Raw genomic sequence first — 17,398 nt, 5'->3', positions numbered from 1 at the left:
GAGTAGCAAATCGGGTCTTTGAGTAGCTTAGAAACTGGCACTTAAGCCCAGCGTAAAGGTGCGGGCCGACGGGAACGACGTGTAATCGATACCCAGTGATGGCACACCGTCGAGCGTTTTGTTAGTGTTCACTTCAGGATCGATACCGGTGTATCCAGTCAGCAACAACAGATTCTGACCCGTCAGCGACAGGCGCAGGTTGCGGATGCCCGACGTAGCCGGCAGGGTAATACCTCGGCTCAGCACGACGTTCGAGAGGCGAACGAAATCGCCTTTTTCGAGGAAGCGTGTCGATACAACGGGCGGGTTCAGGCGGTTTTCGCCATTATCAACCACGTCGCGCGTCACATTCCGGCCAATACCCAGGTTACCCTTCACGAAAATGGCGTTCCGGGTATTGTTGTAGAGGTAGTTACCCCCCGCACCTGTAATGAACATATTCAGTCCCCAGCCTTTGTAGCTGAAGTTATTGGTCAACCCAAAGTTGTAGGTCGGAATAGCCGAGCCAACGTATTCGAGTTGCAGCGTTGGGTCGGTGTAGGTACCAAAGCCCTGCTCGTCGAAGCCGGTAAAGGTTGGCATGAAGAACGAAAACAGCGGCCGACCGCCCACGATCCGTTGCGCGTAAGCTCCCGACAGACCTTGTCCGTTGATAGCTCCCGCGTTATACAGGCCGTTAAAATCAGACACTTCATTTTTGATGAATGTGGCGTTGGCCGACACATCCCAAGTAAAATCACCACCACGCACAACGTCGTAGTTGACGGCAAATTCAACACCCCGGTTCGTCACGTTGGCGGGCAGGTTGATCCAGCGGGCGCGGGCCGGTGCGGGTGCAGCGTAGAGCGCCTCGAACAGCAGATCAGTCGTATTCTTATCGAAATAATCGATCGTAGCGGTCAACCGACCATCCAGGAAGCCGAGGTCAAAACCGGCACCGAATTGGCGAGTTTGCTCCCAGCGCAGGTTCGGGTTATCAACCAGGTCGCGGCTGGTGGCGTTGTTGTTGGCGTCGTAGGCGTAGCGAACGTTGGTAATGTTGGCCGGGAACTCCTGGTTACCCGTGATACCGTAGTTAGCCCGGAACTTGACGTTAACACCTTTCCCTTTCAGGAATTCCTCTTCCGAAATGTTCCAGCCCGCTGCAAATGACGGGAATGTACCGTATTTGTTTTGCGGACCGAACTTCGACGAACCATCGACCCGAACCGTGGCGGTCAGCAGGTATTTGTCGTTAATGTTGTAGTTGACGCGACCGAAATACGACTGCAATTCGCTTTCCAACAGATCAGATCCTGCTTCAAACGCCTTATTTTGGCCTGAGTTATTTACGCCCGTGATATTGTTGGCGTACGGGAAAACGGCTGTTGGCTGAAACAACTGAGCCTGTACGTAGCTGCCTTTACTCTGAAACTTTTGATACGCAAAACCCAACAGGGCGTCGAATGAGCCGGGACCAAGTTTCCGGTTGAAGTTCAGCGTATGTTCCAGCAGTTGGCTGCGGCGCGACCGGTTCTGAATCACAGCACGACCAGCATTTTGAGGAATTGACTCGCTGAAACCAGGCAGGTTCCGCTGAATAGACGTACGCCGTTCCGATACGGCATTGTCGAGCCCCACGTTCAGTTTGTACGACAAGCCTTCGATAATGCGCCAGGTAGCACTCACGTTACCCAATGTACGGCTCGTATTTCCTGTATCATCGATACCATTAAGCAGCGACACCGGGTTACGGAACGCCACCCCGTTGGGTACGTTGCCCGCATATCCGTCTGGGTTGTAGTAGCGACCCTGCGCGTCATAAATTGGGTACGTTGGGTTCGCCTGAATAGCCGCGCCGATCAGGTTTCCCTGGTAACCTGCATTATCACCGTTTGGAATGTAGATGTCACGAACGCCCGCTGTTGTCAGCTGCATATCGATCGTCACCTTATCATTGAACAACTCGTGCGAAGCGTTGATCCGGCCCGTGATCCGGCGTAGACCCGCTTTCTTGATGATGCCCTGCTGATCGGAGTAACCCAGCGAGAAGTTGTACCGGGTATCATCGTTTCCACCGCCGTAGCTCAGGTTGTAGTTCTGCGATACGCCCGTCTGGAAAATTTGATCCTGCCAGTTTGTGTTGGCCGATGCGCTGTTGATGGGCGTAATAGCCACACCTGCACTTTGAAGAGCCGCTGGATATTCGGCAGCCGACAGCAGATCATAGCGTTTCAGCGGTGAGCTGACGCTGGTATTAGCCGAGATATTCAACGTACGCTGACCAGCTTTGCCCTTCCGGGTTGTGATCAATACCACACCGTTGGCACCCCGTGCGCCATAGATAGCCGCTGATGAGGCATCTTTCAGCACCGAAATATTCTCGATATCGTCGGGGTTCAAAAATGTAAGCGGATTCCGGGCCGTTTGCGTACCCGTACCGAAATCACGACCACCGTCTGACACATCGCCTCCATCGAGCGGCACACCGTCCACTACATAGAGCGGGTTGTTGTTTGACCGGATCGACGTTGTACCGCGAATACGGATGTTCACGCCTGCGCCCGGCTCACCGCTGGCTGGTGTAATCTGAATACCGGCAGCCCGGCCCTGAAGTAATTGTTCGGGTGTAGCAATTACCCCTTTGTTGAAATCGCGAGTGCCTACCGATACTACCGAGCCGGTGGCGTCTTTAACGCGTTGGGTACCGTAGCCTACAACCACCACTTCGCTTAGGGTTTTGTTGTCTTCGGCCAGTGTGATGTCGATCGTTTGGCGATTACCTACCGTTACCTCCTGCGTAACGTACCCAATCGAGCTGAAGACCAGCACCGATGTAGGTGTTACCTCTGTCAGACGGAATTTACCGTCGGCATCGGTAGTTGCTCCGCGCGTCTGTCCTTTGATCTGGACGGTCACACCGGGCAAGCCGATACTACCGCCAGCCTCAGTCACCTTTCCGGTAACGGCAGTTTCCTGTGCAAACGCGCAGGAAACAGTAAAGAGCATCAGCAGCGTAAATACTGCTTTCCATAGGTTAACAAGCGTGCCGGCATTCGGTCTGCGACCCGAGCCAACAACCTGACCCACTGTTGAGTAGGGTTTGTCGTTCATAAATGGTTGATTTGAAAAATGGTTTGTAGACCATTTATCGTCTTGTTCTATAGATAAACAGACAAAATCAACCACGCAGCAGTGACACTGATACTGGAGCATTTGACTAAAGGTCACGTTGAGTATTGACTCCTTCTGTTTTATAACAGGACAAAACAAAGTTGGTCTATAGGGCAAATTACAATAAGAAGCACGAATTATTCAACTTGATTCTGTGATTACACGGTAAATGTTATTTAATGACAGTCTATATAGTACAGGAAACTATCTAGAAAAGACACAAAGAGGCCCTATCCTTATTGGATAGGGCCTTAGTTATGAAGTAGTTATGCCACACTAGGGAGTGGGCAGATGTGAAGGGTAACTGCTTGGCGTTGTACGTTGCTTCGCGAGCTAGGCCTTTCGACAGGCTCGCGAGGCAACGTACAACGCCAAGTCACTTTCCTTAATTTCTCCCACCTTTTCAGCACTATAAAGCACTACCGCAGCTTAACTAGCGAGGGTATCGAATTATTGATTAGGCTTAGCAAATATCGTTGCTTGTTGATCATCAACGGACTGATCTGCTTTACCTCTCCGTTGGTCAGGTAGCCACTTTCTTTGCTCGACAACACCTTGAACGTACCGCCCGGCTGAGTTAGCAGCACGATTCCCTGACAGGCGTCGATCATGCCAAGCTGCGGCGTGAAGTGGGTGAAGTTGCCGCCTAGCACCACATCTTTTCGGCCGTCGTTGTTGAGGTCTTCGCAGGCGATGGCATTTACGCAAGTCATCTGCACAGCGGCAGGCAGGTCACGTACCGTAAACGAACCTTTACCATCATTTATGGCTACAATTGACCGCCGGTAGGTGAGCGTATTTCGCTGGCCAGCCTCCAGCACATTGGCCGGAAACAGATCCTGTATTGTTTTGGTGGCGTAATCGCTGTGCTTCAAGATCTTGGCTTTCAGGAAGGGAAACTGATCGGCCATTTCGCGCTTCAGGAACACAGGTACGTCCCGACCGTTGATGGTTTTAGTCATGATCTTGTCAAGAATGCCGTTTTTGTCGAAGTCATTGACCCACAATTTCAGCGGGTGTTCGGCATCGGCATTGAGCGAGAAATTTTCGCCGATATTGCCGATCACCAGATCATTGTCTTTGTCGCCATCAACATCGGTCACCGCCACGCTTCCCCACATGCCCGTCAGGTCGTTCAGACCTGTCGTTTGCCTCACAAAACGCCCGCCTGCGTACCCAAAAACCTGCGGCCCCATCCAGTCGCCAACTACAATTAACTCGCTTCGACCGTCTCCGTTCAGATCGGCCCATGTAGCGTCGCGGATCATACCCAGGTCAGAAAAATCAGGGGCAATTTGCCGGGAAACCTCTCTGAATTCACCGGCTCCGTTATTCTGGAACAGAAAGCTCGGCGGACTCACGCCGTACTGTTTAGGATAACTGCGGCTACCCACAAACAGGTCAAGGTCGCCGTCATTATCGTAATCATATGGAATGGCTACCGACGTGTTCATGGCGGTGCGGGGCAGGGCACGCATGTTTAGGTCGAAGTTGCCTTTGCCGTCATTGGTATACAGCCGGTTCATCAGCTCGCGTGACCCTTCCGGTGCTTCGTTACCTCCACTCCCGACAAACAGATCGAGGTCACCGTCTTTATCAGCATCAAAAAGCAAGGCAGCCGTATCTTCAAAATCGCTAAATTCCTTAAAAATCACCTGATCTGATTTAGCAAAACCAGCCGCTGTTTGCAGGTAAAGTTGTCCGCCCTGCCCTTTCGCACCACCGATATACACATCCTGAAGTCCATCGCCATTCACATCGCCAATAGCGGCCTTTGGCCCTTCCGACGATAGCTTCATGGGAATGTTCCGCTCGTCGAAGTAGTCTTCGTACCGGTTTTCCACGTGCGGGGCGAATGTGCTGGGTACGTTAGTAAAAAGAGCGAGGGGCGAAGGGCGAGGGGCGAGGGGCAACGTACCCAGCGAATTGGCGTCTTTGTGCGCCAACGTTAGGGTTGTTCCCGATTTAGGGGCGCGAATCAAAGTTACCCTATCGTCGTACCAGGTTATCCGCACCGAATCGGGCTGTCTTACACTCCCTAAGCCGATGGTTTGGATATATTCGGTGCTTGACTGAAAACCACGCGAGGGGGCGATGTAGCGGCTGAAAATCTGGTTACCTGAGAAGACTTCTATTTTAGAGCCGATGGCAAACGTGTTTTGCCTGTCGCCCTTGAGTTTCACACGCAGAAACTGGTTGCTCGCGGCCTGCTTTTCGGCATGGTTCTGATACACAAAACAAGGCTGATTCACGTTGTTGACCACCAGATCCAGATCACCATCGTTATCAAGGTCGGCATAGGCGGCTCCATTCGAGAATGACGGATCGGCCAGCCCCATGGCTTCGCCGGTTTCGGTAAAGCGTAAATTCTTGTTGTTCGTGAAAAAGTAATTCGGAATAGGCCGCGAGGGCATGTTCTTCACAATCTGATCAAACTCCTGCTTCTTGCCCGACAGCACCATTTTCTGGGCCAGTTCATTAGCGAAAAAGTCGATAAAGTCCTGATCAATAATATCGTTGTAAATCCCATTACAGACGTAAATGTCGTTGTAGCCATCGTTGTCGGCATCGAATAGCAAGGCACCCCAACTCCAGTCACTAGCGGCCACACCAGCATAGTTGGCAATCTCGCTGAATGTACCGTTCTGATTGTTCAGTTGCAGGCAGTTTTGCTGAAGCTGGTTGTAGAAACCCTTATCGCGCTTCAGATTAGCCACATAATGATTCTCGAACGAGGTCGTCGTTTTCAGCCGTTTCTCATCGCGGGGCTGCATTTCGGTGGTGAAAATCTCGGGATAGCCATCGTTGTTGATATCAGCCATATCGGCCCCCATCGAGGCAATGCTCAGGTGCTTCATCCGCTGTTCTATCTCCTCTTTAAACCCGGTATGCCGACCCGCCGCGTCGTGCTGATTGATGTAGAGGTAGTCTTTCTCGAAGAAATCATTCGAGACGTAGATGTCGGGCCAATTATCGCCGTTCACATCGCCGATGGTTACCCCCAACCCGAAGCCAATGAGGCTACTGTAGATATTTTCTTCTTTGGAAACGTCATGAAATACACCGTTGTCATTACGCATTAGCCGGTCGCCGCCGCCTTTCAGGAAATCTTTTACCGGCCATTCTTCGGCTGGCAGGTCCCGGTTGTTCTCAAAATTGAGCGTGTTGACCGGAATGAAACTGTTGTTCAGGATGTAACAGTCAAGGTCGCCGTCTTTATCATAGTCGAAAAAGGCGGCGTGGGTGGTGTAGCCGTTATCGTCGAGGCCATATTTCGCGGCTTCTTCGGTAAACGTAGGTACGTTGTCGGGCCCGTTACCCTGATTAATATACAGTTCCTTCCGCTGGTCAACGCCTTTCTGGTAACCGGCATAGCAGACGTAGATATCGAGCCGACCATCGTTATTGATATCAACCATGACAACGCCTGTCCCCCATTTCCCCTTACTGCCAACCTTTGCTTTATCGGTAACATCGTCGAACTGCCACTTTCCTTTGTTCAGGTACAGCTTGTTCGACCCCATGTTGGAGGTGAAGAAAATATCGGGTAGGCCATCGTTGTTCAGGTCGCCCACGCCCACGCCGCCGCCGTTATAGAAGTTCCGGTAGTTGAAAATGTTGAAGTTGGCCTGGTTTTCGACCTTGTTCTGAAACGTAACCCCGATGGCTTCGTTGTCCATTTTCTCGAACAGCGCGTCGCTTTTTTTCGACGAGCAGGCTGTCAGGAACAGACTAAAAAAGAGGCAGGTGGTTAACTTCAGGTACGCTATTATGGTGGTATTCATAGGTCAGTTTACTGTACGCCAAACCTATAAGGCGGTCCGCCGCTGCGGTTTGGAAACCTTATAGGTTTAATAAAACAATGCCTGTTTGTCGCCTGAAGGCACGGTCACAACAGGTTTTCGATATACGAGCAAGCCATCAAGCCGTTTCCAGGTATCCGGGTTATTCATTGTATTAAAGTTACCGGTCTTACCGGTAAAGTGAATTATAATTTTCTCTTCTGATAGGTGATCAACGGTGACGGTGCCCTCGGTCATGATAAACCCATCGCCGGTGCGTTGCGCCTTATCGCGTACTTTACCAATCATAATGCTATTCAGGCTTTGCCCATCCATGGTAATCACCCGAGTAACGGGGCGTTTATCAAATAGGTCACTTCCCCCCAGGGTAACCATTGTATTGCTTTCGTATTGGTCGAAGAGGTTGAGTCGGATAGAGAGAGGTGTAATCGTGACCTCCCCTTTAAAGCGGCTATCATCGGCGTAAAACGATTCACCATCCATACTGACCACTAATCGGGCCTCGCCGGGTTTCAGCGTTTGATGGATCGCGTCGGCGTCGGGCTTGGTGGAGCAAGTGCAGAATAAGAAGATGAAAAATAAGCTGGCAAAGGCGATTGTAGTGGTACGCATAGTCAGGTAGTTGTGCAAACAAACCTATAAGGTCTTCAAGATCTTATAGGTTTCAGGATACTTAAAAGCCAAAAAGGCTCGACAGAGCCGAGCCTTTTTGGTACTCAAAAATACGAATTCAGATTAATAACCTGCGTTCTGTTTCAGGTTCGGGTTCGACGTGATAGCGTCAGATGGAATCGGGAACAGTACCGTACCGGGGTCTTTGCGATCAACACCAGTACCGGTCAGGAACTTCTCAAAACGAACTTCAACCGTCCGCTTACCACCTTCCCAATACGTTTCACGACCAATTTCGTCGAACATTGCATCAGTAGTCAGCGTAGTCAGAGCAGACGCTTTGCGTACAGTACGCAGGGCGTTTACCTGAGCAAGGGCCGCCGGCGCGTTACCGCTCCGAAGCAGAGCTTCCGCTTTCATCAGGTACGCATCGGCATAACGCATCAGGATGTACTTACCTGCATCGGCAGGGTGGTACTTAATTACCCGGATACCTTTCTCGGTTGGTGTACCCGCTAAGGCTACATCGCGCGAGAATTGCAACGGCTTTTTAGACCGGCTATCGGTAATAGCTTCTCCTTTGTCATTGAACTGCTGACCAATCAGGAAACCTTTGCCGATGCCCGAGAAATCTTTACCGTCTTTCTTGGCCGCTTGTCCTCTGCGAACATCCGTTGCTTCGAACTTATCGTAGAAGTCAGCGAGTGTAGCAAAACCATTCCAGCCCGATGGGTTCTGATCGTAGTGCAGCGTCATCATCCAACGGTTTTGAGGCGTTCCTTCACCACTGGCGAAGACAACTTCGTTGGCACCTGTTGTGGTGAACGTTTTGTAGTAGTCGGAGCTCAATGAGAACCCGGCTGCTGTGATGGCATCTACGTATTTTACAACCAAATCCATATCAGCCTTATCGAAGGTGTAGCCACCTTCCGCTTTCGCTGATTTGTATACGGCCTTGTTCAAATACAAACGAGCCAACAGGAAGTTAGCGGCCGATTTTGAGGCTACTGTATTTTCCTGAATAGCTGGCTTAGCTTCGGGCAGGTTAGGTAAGGCTTCGGTCAGGTCTTTCACGATGAAGTCGAATGCTTCTGACCGTGTTTTCACCTTTGGATTCGCATCTACCCCTTCCGTCAGTTCACGGAATGGTACCTGACCCCAGAAATCCATTACGTGGAACATGTTCCAGGCGCGCAGGAATTTAGCTTCGGCCAATTGCTGCGGCGTTGTTTTACCTGAGCCAATCAACTGCGTGGCTTTAAATACCCGCTGATTCAGTTGGTTCCAGGCCGTCAGTACGTTTGAGTGCGTTGGGTCCCAGGTATGCTGGTCTAGGGTACGCCAAACACCATTGTCTCCCCAGTCTACACCCCGCGTTGGCGGAATCATTTCAGCTGACGTATGCTGACCCAAGGAATACATGGTACCCTGGTCAGTATAAGCTCCCAAGTCGATATAAGCCGACCGAAGCGCTTCTGTTGCGTTAAAGTTGGGGTCTGGTTTAGTTGGGTCAGTAGGTGTTACAACCACTGAATCCTTCTCTTGTACTACCAGATCGGTGCAACCCGACAGGGTTGCAAGTCCAACACTCAAACCGAGTGTTAGGAGGTTGAAAGATCCTCTCTTAGTCATTTGGTTTATCGTGTTTACTGATTAAAAAGCAAGGTTAGCACCGATGGTGAACGTACGGGCACGTGGGTACGCCGTGTAATCGATACCCAGCGATGGTACGCCATTGATCGATTTGTTGGTGTTCACTTCTGGGTCCTGACCGGTATAGTTGGTGACCAAGAACAGGTTTTGACCTGTTACGAATACGCGCAGGTTCGACAGCGCCGAATTACCCGTGTTGAAACGGTAGCCCAAACTGGCGTTTTGCAACCGAACAAACGAACCATTCTCCAGGAAGCGGGTCGATACGTCAGGGGCGTTGAATGGACCTTCAGCCAGCGTTGGGATATCGCGTGTTACATTACGACCGTTGTTATACGACCCTTTCGTAAAGTAAGCGTTGGCGGTATTATTATAGATGTAGTTACCAAATACACCGTTAAAGAACAGGCTCAGGCTGAGGTTCTTGTACCGGAAGTTATTGGTCAGACCACCCGTGAACGTTGGCAGTGGGCTTTTACCCAAAAACTTCTGTACGTCACCACTTGGGTAAAGGGTGTTCCCATTCTCATCATAGCCACCGAAATCACGCAGGAAGAAGGCGAACAGAGGCTGCCCTTCAGCAATGCGCTGCGCAAACGCACCTGTCAGACCCTGACCGCTGATAGCGCCCGTATTGATCAGACCGGCAAAGTTCTGCACTTCGTTTTTGTTGTAGGCCACGTTGAACTGCACATCCCAGCCAAATTGTGGCTTGTCAACGGCAGCTACGTTCAAACCAAGCTCAACTCCTTTATTGATTACGTTGGCATCCAGGTTTTTCCAAACGAATGGAGAAAGCGCAGGCTGAGCCGACGTCACCTGAATCAATAAGTCAGTGGTATTTTTCGAGTAATATTCGAGGTTACCCGTTACACGACCACCGGCAATACCGAAGTCGATACCGATGTTGGTTTGTGCTGTTTGCTCCCATTTCAGATCTGGGTTCGGGAACGCTACGTCGTTCAGGCCACCGCCGCTGATGTTAGTTGCATCCGCATTACCACCCCAATCGCTATACCGCTGACGCTGCTGATACAGGTTATGCGGAATCTCCTGGTTACCCGTTATACCATAGCCTACCCGTACTTTCAGGTCAGAGAAAATATTCTTCGGGATGAACGCTTCGTCGCTCAGTTTGTAGGCAACAGCTGCAGATGGGAAATAACCCGTTTGCTTGCCAGGACCGAAACGGGTAGAACCGTCGGCACGCAGGGTAACTGTACCCATCACTTTGCCAAAGCCAACGTTTACACGACCGAAGTACGATTGCAGTTCGTCGCGCGTTGATGCCGAGTTTGCCAGCAAACTACCGAACCCTTTCGAGTTATCGGCCGATGCCGCGTTGTTGATCATCAGATCAAGATTACTCGTACGGAAGTTAGTAGCCGTGGTGCGCTTGAAGAAGTTATCGAAGCTCTGGTATTCATAACCCAACAGGGCGTTTACCGATACTTTACCAAACTCTTTGTCGTAGGTGAAGTAGCCATCAAGCAGGGTGTTATCAATTTCGATATCACTCATGATCAAACGGCCAACCTTCTGAATGTCCTGATACAGCAGGTCACGTGAGAAAGCCGCTTTTCGCGACGACATTGACTTATCAAAACCGTAAACAACCTTGAACTTCAAGCCGCTTAAAATTTCATATTCAGCATTGATGTTACCCAGGGTACGCAGCGTCTTGGTGTTGTCTTTCGATAAACCGATCAGCGCCAGTGGGTTTGGCTCAGCGATGTTTACAGATTGGTTGAATGTACCGTCAGCGTTGTAGATGGCCCGTGTTGGGTTCGACTTCAGAATACCACCCAACAAGTCACCCTGATAACCAGCGTTGTCTGTTACGGGAATGTTGGCATCTTTCGTTTCAGACAGCGTTACCTGTACACCAATGTTCAGTTTATTGTTGATAAACTTCTTGTTGGCGTTGAACGAGCCTGATACCCGGTTCATTTTGCTACGCTCCATGATACCTTCCTGATCGAGGTAACCCAATGAGAAGCGGTAGTTGCCACCGGCACCATCGCCACCACCGTAGGCCAGATTCTGCTGATTGGTCACACCCGTCCGGAAGAGGGCATCCTGCCAATCAACGCGAGCACCCTGATCCTGGGTAGGCTGGAGTTTGGCGTACTCCTCAGCACTCAACAGATCGTATTTTTTAGTAATCGTAGCAAAACCAACCGAGGGAGAGTACTCGAGGCTGCCTTTACCCGATTTGCCTTTTTTGGTCGTGATCAGCACAACACCGTTGGCCCCCCGTGAACCGTAGATAGCGGTTGCCGATGCATCTTTCAGGATGTCGACACTGGCAATATCTTCCGGGTTCATGAAGTTCAGCGGGTTTTTAGCTGCCGTTGAACCGATACCTGAGTTATCACCACCGGCCGATGTTTCGCCACCGCTCAAGGGCACACCATCCACTACGAACAGTGGGTTGTTGTTACTCCGAACCGACGACGTACCCCGAATACGAATGTTGATACCACCACCTGGCTCACCGCTGTTTTGCGTAATAGCCACACCGGGTACCCGACCCTGAAGCAGTTGCTCAGGCGACGTGATAATGCCTTTATTAAAATCTTTTGTACCGATGGTGTTCACAGCACCGGTCAGGTCTTTTTTCTTGGCTGTACCGTAACCGATAACAACCACCTCGTTCAGCGTTTTATTGTCTTCGAGGAGGGTCACGTTAACCGTCGACCGGTTACCGATCGCGATATCCTGACTTTCGAAGCCAACAAAGCTGAATACCAACACTGCGTTGGCTGGAGCGGCGATCCTGAAGTTTCCATCAGCATCTGAGTTTGTACCCCGTGTGGTACCCTTAATACTGACACTAACGCCGGGTAAACCCCGTGCGGTATTGTCTGATACTTTACCCGTTACGCTGTTATCCTGCGCAAACGATAACTGGCTGCTCAGCATTAGAAACAGCATGAGCACCGACAGTAGTCCCAACTGAAGAGACGACCGAACGGACTGCATACGCCTGGTAATAGTGGCGTAACCTACTGAGTAGGAATTGTCCATCATAGGTTTGTTAAAAATGGTTAGTAAAAGTTTTTGTGGTAATAAATACTCCTTCTTCCGTACCACCCAATAAGGTAAGTATAACTGCTACATTCGGTGCTTATCAGACCATGTAAGCCTCCGTTTTATAGCACTTCAATCATAAAATATTGAGTATATAGATGAAGGAACCGACAAATTACAAGAATTAATTCTTTAGGTACAAATTCTTTTTGGTCAATATGAGATGAGGTAAGGCTAAAATAGTACTCAATAAAACCTCGAATAATACAGAAACACGATAAGTATTAACCTACATACGACGCATTTATACTCACTAAACCATTGATTTATAATTAATTATCTTATTATTACGATCAACTATTATCTAAAAATAGTCATATTGAGTAGTTAGCTATATTTCGCACTTGACTCAGTTATGGTTAAATTTATGCCCTCAATTAAGTCGTTGGGCGCGGGTGATACCTCCTATATCAGTAGCGTCTGAGACTGTTCAGGTCACATGACACGTACTGCTCCTTCCCTGTTGCCCCCTCCTTTGTTTGAGGGTGACTTTTTTACCGACTCTACACTCCGTACACTCTATGCCACCGACGCCTCGGCCTATCGGGAAATGCCGTTGGCAGTAGCTATTCCTAAATCTGTTACTGATCTGAAAGCGCTTATTCAATTAGCGCATCAGGAAAAAGTATCGCTCATTCCCCGCACCGCAGGTACGTCGCTCGCCGGGCAGGTAGTAGGAGCCGGCGTGGTGGTCGATGTATCGAAGTATTTCACCAAGATTCTGGAAGTCAACCCGGACGAGCGCTGGGTACGTGTTCAGCCGGGGGTGGTGCGCGACGAACTGAACCTGTTTTTGAAACCATACGGCCTCTATTTTGGCCCCGAAACATCAACAGCCAACCGGGCCATGATTGGCGGCATGGTCGGCAACAATTCCTGCGGGTCTAACTCCGTGGTATACCGGGCAACCCGCGAGCACACGCTATCCGTGAAAGCGTTGCTGTCTGATGGGTCAGAAGTGGAGTTTTCCAGTCAAAACAGCTGGGATTTTATGAAGTCCGTTGGTGAAGCAAGCCGCAAGAACGGAAGCGCAACGCTGGCCGATCAGATTCTGCTGAAAACAAACGCGATGCTGGCCAATCCGGCCAATCAGCAGGAAATACGCAGCCAATTCCCGAAAGCAAGCATCGAACGGCGTAATACGGGGTACGCGCTGGATGAGTTACTCAACTGCGAACCCTATACACCCGGCGGCGAGGCGTTTAACTTCTGCAAATTAATTGCCGGTTCAGAAGGCACACTGTGCTTCATGACCGAGATCAAGCTGAACCTGGTGCCGCTACCGCCTAAAGAGCAGGGTCTAGTTTGTGTGCATTGCCATAGCATCGATGAATCGTTGCGTGCCACACTGGTTGCCTTGAAGTATAAGCCCCAAGCTGTTGAACTGATCGACGATATTATTCTGGAACGGGCCGACTCGAACCCGGAACAGCGTAAAAACAGCTTCTTCGTCCAGAAAACCCCAACCGACGGCTTCCCCATTATTCTGGTTGTTGACCTCTCGAAACCTACGCGGGAAGAAATTGAGACAACAGCTGCCGAGATGGAAGCCGAAATGCGGGCGGCGGGCATGGGCTATCACTATCCGCTGCTGTTTGGCGACGATACCAAAAAGATCTGGACTCTCCGCAAAGCTGGCCTCGGCCTGTTGGGGAACCTGCCCGGCGACGAAAAAGCCGTGGCCGTTATTGAAGATACCGCCGTTGATGTACACGACCTACCCGACTTTATCCGGGAGTTCAACGAAATTCTGACGGTAAACGACATGGCGGCCGTGCACTATGCCCACGCTGGTTCGGGGGAATTGCATCTACGGCCCATCATCAACCTGAAGACCGCCGAAGGGCATCGTCAGTTCAGGATGATTGCCGAAGAGATTGCTACGCTGGTGAAGAAGTATAACGGCTCGCTCTCGGGCGAACACGGCGACGGTCGGCTACGCGGCGAGTTTATTCCGCAAATGGTGGGTGCGCATAATTACGAGCTCATGCGGCAGGTAAAGCACCTTTGGGATCCGGAAGGCATTTTTAACCGGGGTAAGGTGGTAGATACACCGCCGATGGATACGTACCTACGCTACGAAGCCGACCAGCAAACGCCCGACTTCGAGACATATTTCCGGTATAACAACCAGACGGTACTGCAACATGCTGAGCAGTGCAACGGCTCGGGCGATTGCCGGAAAACAGAACTGTCGGGTGGAACAATGTGCCCCAGCTACATGGCTACGCGCAACGAAAAAGACACCACACGGGGCCGGGCCAACATTCTGCGTGAAATGCTGACCCGCTCGCCGAAAGAAAACCGCTTCGATCATAAAGAGATCAAGGAGGTATACGACCTGTGTTTATCGTGCAAAGCCTGCAAATCAGAGTGCCCGTCGAACGTTGACGTGGCCAAACTGAAAGCGGAGTTTCTGCAACATTACTACGATGCCAATGGCGTACCCATCCGATCGCGGCTGATCGCCAATTTTGCCCGGCTTTCCGGCATCGCCAGTTACGTACCCTGGGCCTGGAATGCAGTGCTGGGTACGTCGTCGCTCCGCCGCATTGCCAACCGCCTCGTCGGTTTCCACCCCGACCGCACCATGCCGTTGATGGGGAAAACGACGCTTAAAAAATGGTTTACAGTTTACAGTTTACAGTCTTCCGTTGCTTCGCCCCAAAGCAGCGCAACAGAAGACAGCAGACGGAAAACAGTAAACTTGTTTTGTGATGAGTTCACCAATTTCAACGATGTTGAGGTTGGGCAGAAAGCGATTATGTTGCTGGAGCGACTTGGCTACAACGTAGTTATTCCCAATCACGGCGAAAGCGGACGGGCGGCTCTCTCGAAGGGTATGCTAAAATACGCCAAAACGCTGGCAGACCGGAACGTGCGCGATTTGCGCGACATTGTCACCGACGAAACACCGCTGGTAGGCATTGAACCATCGGCCATTCTTACCTTCCGCGACGAATATCCTGATCTGGTCGATGCTTCACTGGCCGACGACGCGCGTGCACTGGCCCAAAATGCACTGACTTTTGAAGAGTTCATTTCGCGCGAACTGGATGCCAACCGCATTGACCCCACCCTGTTTACGGATGAAAAACGGTTAATCAAGCTTCATGGACATTGCCAGCAGAAAGCCGTTTCGTCGCTGGTGCCAAGTAAGCGTATTTTATCACTCCCCAAAAATTACACCGTTGAGATTATTCCCTCGGGCTGTTGCGGGATGGCGGGTTCTTTCGGGTATGAGAAAGAGCACTACGATGTATCGATGCAAGTTGGCGAATTGGTCTTGCTGCCAACCGTTCGGAAGCAAGCCGACGACGTAATCATTGCCGCCGCAGGTACGTCGTGCCGTCATCAGATTCACGACGGTGCCCACCGCACGGCCAAACACCCGGCCGAAATTTTGTTCGAGGCACTGAAATAACCCTTAACTCTAAAACACCAGACCGTTTCACAGACAACTATTCTGTAGGTACGTTCTGCCAGGTTATTGCTGTGCTACAGAGTCTCTAGTTGTGTCAGGTACGTTTGCGCCTGTTCCAGAATGGCGATTTTGTCAGCGGTCTTCATCTTATCCTAAACGCGGTACATCATGCCAATCATACCGAATGACGTTGGGGTTCACTTCCCTGAACCAGGAGTGTTGACTATTGAGTTGGTCGCCCAGAAGAAGGCGGAGTGTTTTAGGTGCGTTGGTGGTCATGTTTATAAAAAAAAAGCTGCCCTTAGGCAGCTTTCGTTACGTAAAAATCGGTGCAGTTGTGTTCAGAAATGCGGATCGCCCGATTCGCGTTTACCCAGCATAACCGCGCCGACCATAGCAATCAGAAACAGCACTGAGGCTAGCTCGAACGGCAGAATATAATCGCTGTAAAGCACTATACCGAGGCGTTCGACCAGTCCGGTCTGGGCGTCGAACGTACCTGGGTTGTACGTACCCACGGGGGCCGCATTGAAAATCGAGAGCAGCAATACCATGAGTACGCCCCCTACAATCACACCGGCGGTTTTGGCCAGCGTCACTTTCGATTCTTCATCATCCTGTTTCAGGTTCAGGAACATGATGGCGAAGAGAAACAGTACCATGATAGCCCCGGCATATACGATAATGTTGACGATCGCCAGAAACTGAGCGTTCAGCAACATGTAGTGGCCTGTGAGGCAGAAGAACGTAAAGATCAACGCCAGTACGCTATGGATTGGGTTACGGGCCGTCACCACCGTGATCGCGCTCAGCAGGGTAACTAGACCAAGACCATAAAACATATAACCGGCGGCGGTCAACGTCTTCAGGTGAGCCAGGAAAGAGTCGAATTGATTCATGTGTTTGTCTTTATAGTTTGTGGTTTGTTGTCTGTGGTTTGTGGTTGCGCGGCAAGGCTACCAGTTCGTGACTCAGCAGCGCAACCACAAACCACACACAACAAACTACAAACGCACAATTAAGCTACCGAACGAGACAGGGTTGGCTCTGTTGGTGTTGCTTTAACATCCGGGTTATTACGAACGTACCGGTCGTCGAGTTTTTCAACAAGTTTATCTTTACCGTAGATCACTCCGTCGCGGCTGGTTACTACGGGCACCATCCGGTCGTGACGAAGGTAAACAGCTTGTTTGGGGCAAGCTTCTTCGCAGAGGCCGCAGAAGATGCAACGCAACATATTGATTTCGTACACCGCGGCATACTTCTCTTCGCGGTACAGCGTTTCTTCCCCTTTTTTCCGCTCGGCAGCTACCATAGAAATAGCTTCGGCCGGACAGGCAACGGCACACAGACCGCAGGCTGTGCAGCGTTCACGGCCCTGTTCGTCGCGTTTCAGCACGTGATGACCCCGGAAAACTGGTCCCAGATACCGCTTTACTTCGGGGTACTGAATGGTCGCCTTCTTCATGAAGAAGTGCCGGATCGTGATGGCCAGTCCACCAAGAATGGCGGGCAGATACATCCGCTCGGCCAGCGTCATCTCTTTATTACTGACCTGTTTTGATCGGTTCGTTAGCATTTTTAGCGGTCTAAAGTTCAACGTCTAACGTTCAATGTAGCCTGTTCTGGCCACTTGGCAGCGCAACATTGAACGTTAGAC

The 17,398-nt window shown here is 50.7% G+C and carries 9 protein-coding genes; 1 reads left to right on the top strand and 8 read right to left on the bottom strand.

Annotation, left to right across the window (positions count from 1 at the left end; translation table 11 throughout):
• Positions 1–27 precede the first annotated feature (27 nt).
• From ACAW87_RS22820 to ACAW87_RS22800, 5 genes are all read right to left on the bottom strand, one after another.
• Positions 28–3,093: a SusC/RagA family TonB-linked outer membrane protein gene (locus ACAW87_RS22820; RefSeq protein WP_370725966.1), complete on the bottom strand. Its 3,066-nt coding sequence runs from the start codon at positions 3,091–3,093 to the stop codon at positions 28–30.
• 479 nt (positions 3,094–3,572) lie between these two features.
• Positions 3,573–6,938 (bottom strand): VCBS repeat-containing protein, encoded by a 3,366-nt coding sequence (locus ACAW87_RS22815; protein ID WP_370725965.1) that lies wholly within the window; start codon positions 6,936–6,938, stop codon positions 3,573–3,575.
• Between the two features lie 66 nt (positions 6,939–7,004).
• Positions 7,005–7,568, bottom strand: a complete 564-nt coding sequence (locus ACAW87_RS22810; protein ID WP_370725964.1) for a hypothetical protein — start codon at positions 7,566–7,568, stop codon at positions 7,005–7,007.
• A 123-nt stretch (positions 7,569–7,691) separates the two neighbouring features.
• Positions 7,692–9,161 carry a RagB/SusD family nutrient uptake outer membrane protein gene (locus ACAW87_RS22805; protein WP_370725963.1) on the bottom strand — a complete coding sequence of 490 codons (1,470 nt, stop codon included), beginning with the start codon at positions 9,159–9,161 and terminating at the stop codon, positions 7,692–7,694.
• 60 nt (positions 9,162–9,221) lie between these two features.
• Positions 9,222–12,254 (bottom strand): SusC/RagA family TonB-linked outer membrane protein, encoded by a 3,033-nt coding sequence (locus tag ACAW87_RS22800; RefSeq protein WP_370725962.1) that lies wholly within the window; start codon positions 12,252–12,254, stop codon positions 9,222–9,224.
• 499 nt (positions 12,255–12,753) lie between these two features.
• On the opposite strand from ACAW87_RS22800, the gene ACAW87_RS22795 reads away from it, so the two are divergent.
• Positions 12,754–15,738, top strand: coding sequence for an FAD-binding and (Fe-S)-binding domain-containing protein (locus tag ACAW87_RS22795; protein ID WP_370725961.1), 2,985 nt, complete (start codon positions 12,754–12,756; stop codon positions 15,736–15,738).
• A 147-nt stretch (positions 15,739–15,885) separates the two neighbouring features.
• On the opposite strand, the gene ACAW87_RS22790 is transcribed toward ACAW87_RS22795, so the two are convergent.
• The 3 genes from ACAW87_RS22790 to ACAW87_RS22780 form a co-directional block, all read right to left on the bottom strand.
• Complete coding sequence (locus tag ACAW87_RS22790) at positions 15,886–16,017, bottom strand: hypothetical protein (RefSeq protein WP_370725960.1); 132 nt, start codon at positions 16,015–16,017, stop codon at positions 15,886–15,888.
• A 62-nt stretch (positions 16,018–16,079) separates the two neighbouring features.
• Positions 16,080–16,637 carry an NADH-quinone oxidoreductase subunit J family protein gene (locus ACAW87_RS22785; RefSeq protein WP_370725959.1) on the bottom strand — a complete coding sequence of 186 codons (558 nt, stop codon included), beginning with the start codon at positions 16,635–16,637 and terminating at the stop codon, positions 16,080–16,082.
• Positions 16,638–16,756: 119 nt separating this feature from the next.
• A complete protein-coding gene (locus ACAW87_RS22780; RefSeq protein WP_207329917.1) occupies positions 16,757–17,317 on the bottom strand; it encodes a NuoI/complex I 23 kDa subunit family protein in 561 nt (186 codons plus the stop codon).
• Positions 17,318–17,398 lie beyond the last annotated feature (81 nt).

Source organism: Fibrella aquatica (assembly GCF_041321135.1).
Taxonomy (GTDB): Bacteria; Bacteroidota; Bacteroidia; order Cytophagales; family Spirosomataceae; genus Fibrella; species Fibrella aquatica.
This window is presented reverse-complemented; position numbering and strand designations above follow the sequence as displayed.

Coding starts and splice junctions, on each gene's coding strand:
- ACAW87_RS22810 (WP_370725964.1), bottom strand. CDS start 7,568: ATGCGTACCACTACAATCGCCTTTGCCAGCTTATTTTTCATCTTCTTA.
- ACAW87_RS22820 (WP_370725966.1), bottom strand. CDS start 3,093: ATGAACGACAAACCCTACTCAACAGTGGGTCAGGTTGTTGGCTCGGGT.
- ACAW87_RS22815 (WP_370725965.1), bottom strand. CDS start 6,938: ATGAATACCACCATAATAGCGTACCTGAAGTTAACCACCTGCCTCTTT.
- ACAW87_RS22800 (WP_370725962.1), bottom strand. CDS start 12,254: ATGATGGACAATTCCTACTCAGTAGGTTACGCCACTATTACCAGGCGT.
- ACAW87_RS22795 (WP_370725961.1), top strand. CDS start 12,754: ATGACACGTACTGCTCCTTCCCTGTTGCCCCCTCCTTTGTTTGAGGGT.
- ACAW87_RS22790 (WP_370725960.1), bottom strand. CDS start 16,017: ATGACCACCAACGCACCTAAAACACTCCGCCTTCTTCTGGGCGACCAA.
- ACAW87_RS22785 (WP_370725959.1), bottom strand. CDS start 16,637: ATGAATCAATTCGACTCTTTCCTGGCTCACCTGAAGACGTTGACCGCC.
- ACAW87_RS22780 (WP_207329917.1), bottom strand. CDS start 17,317: ATGCTAACGAACCGATCAAAACAGGTCAGTAATAAAGAGATGACGCTG.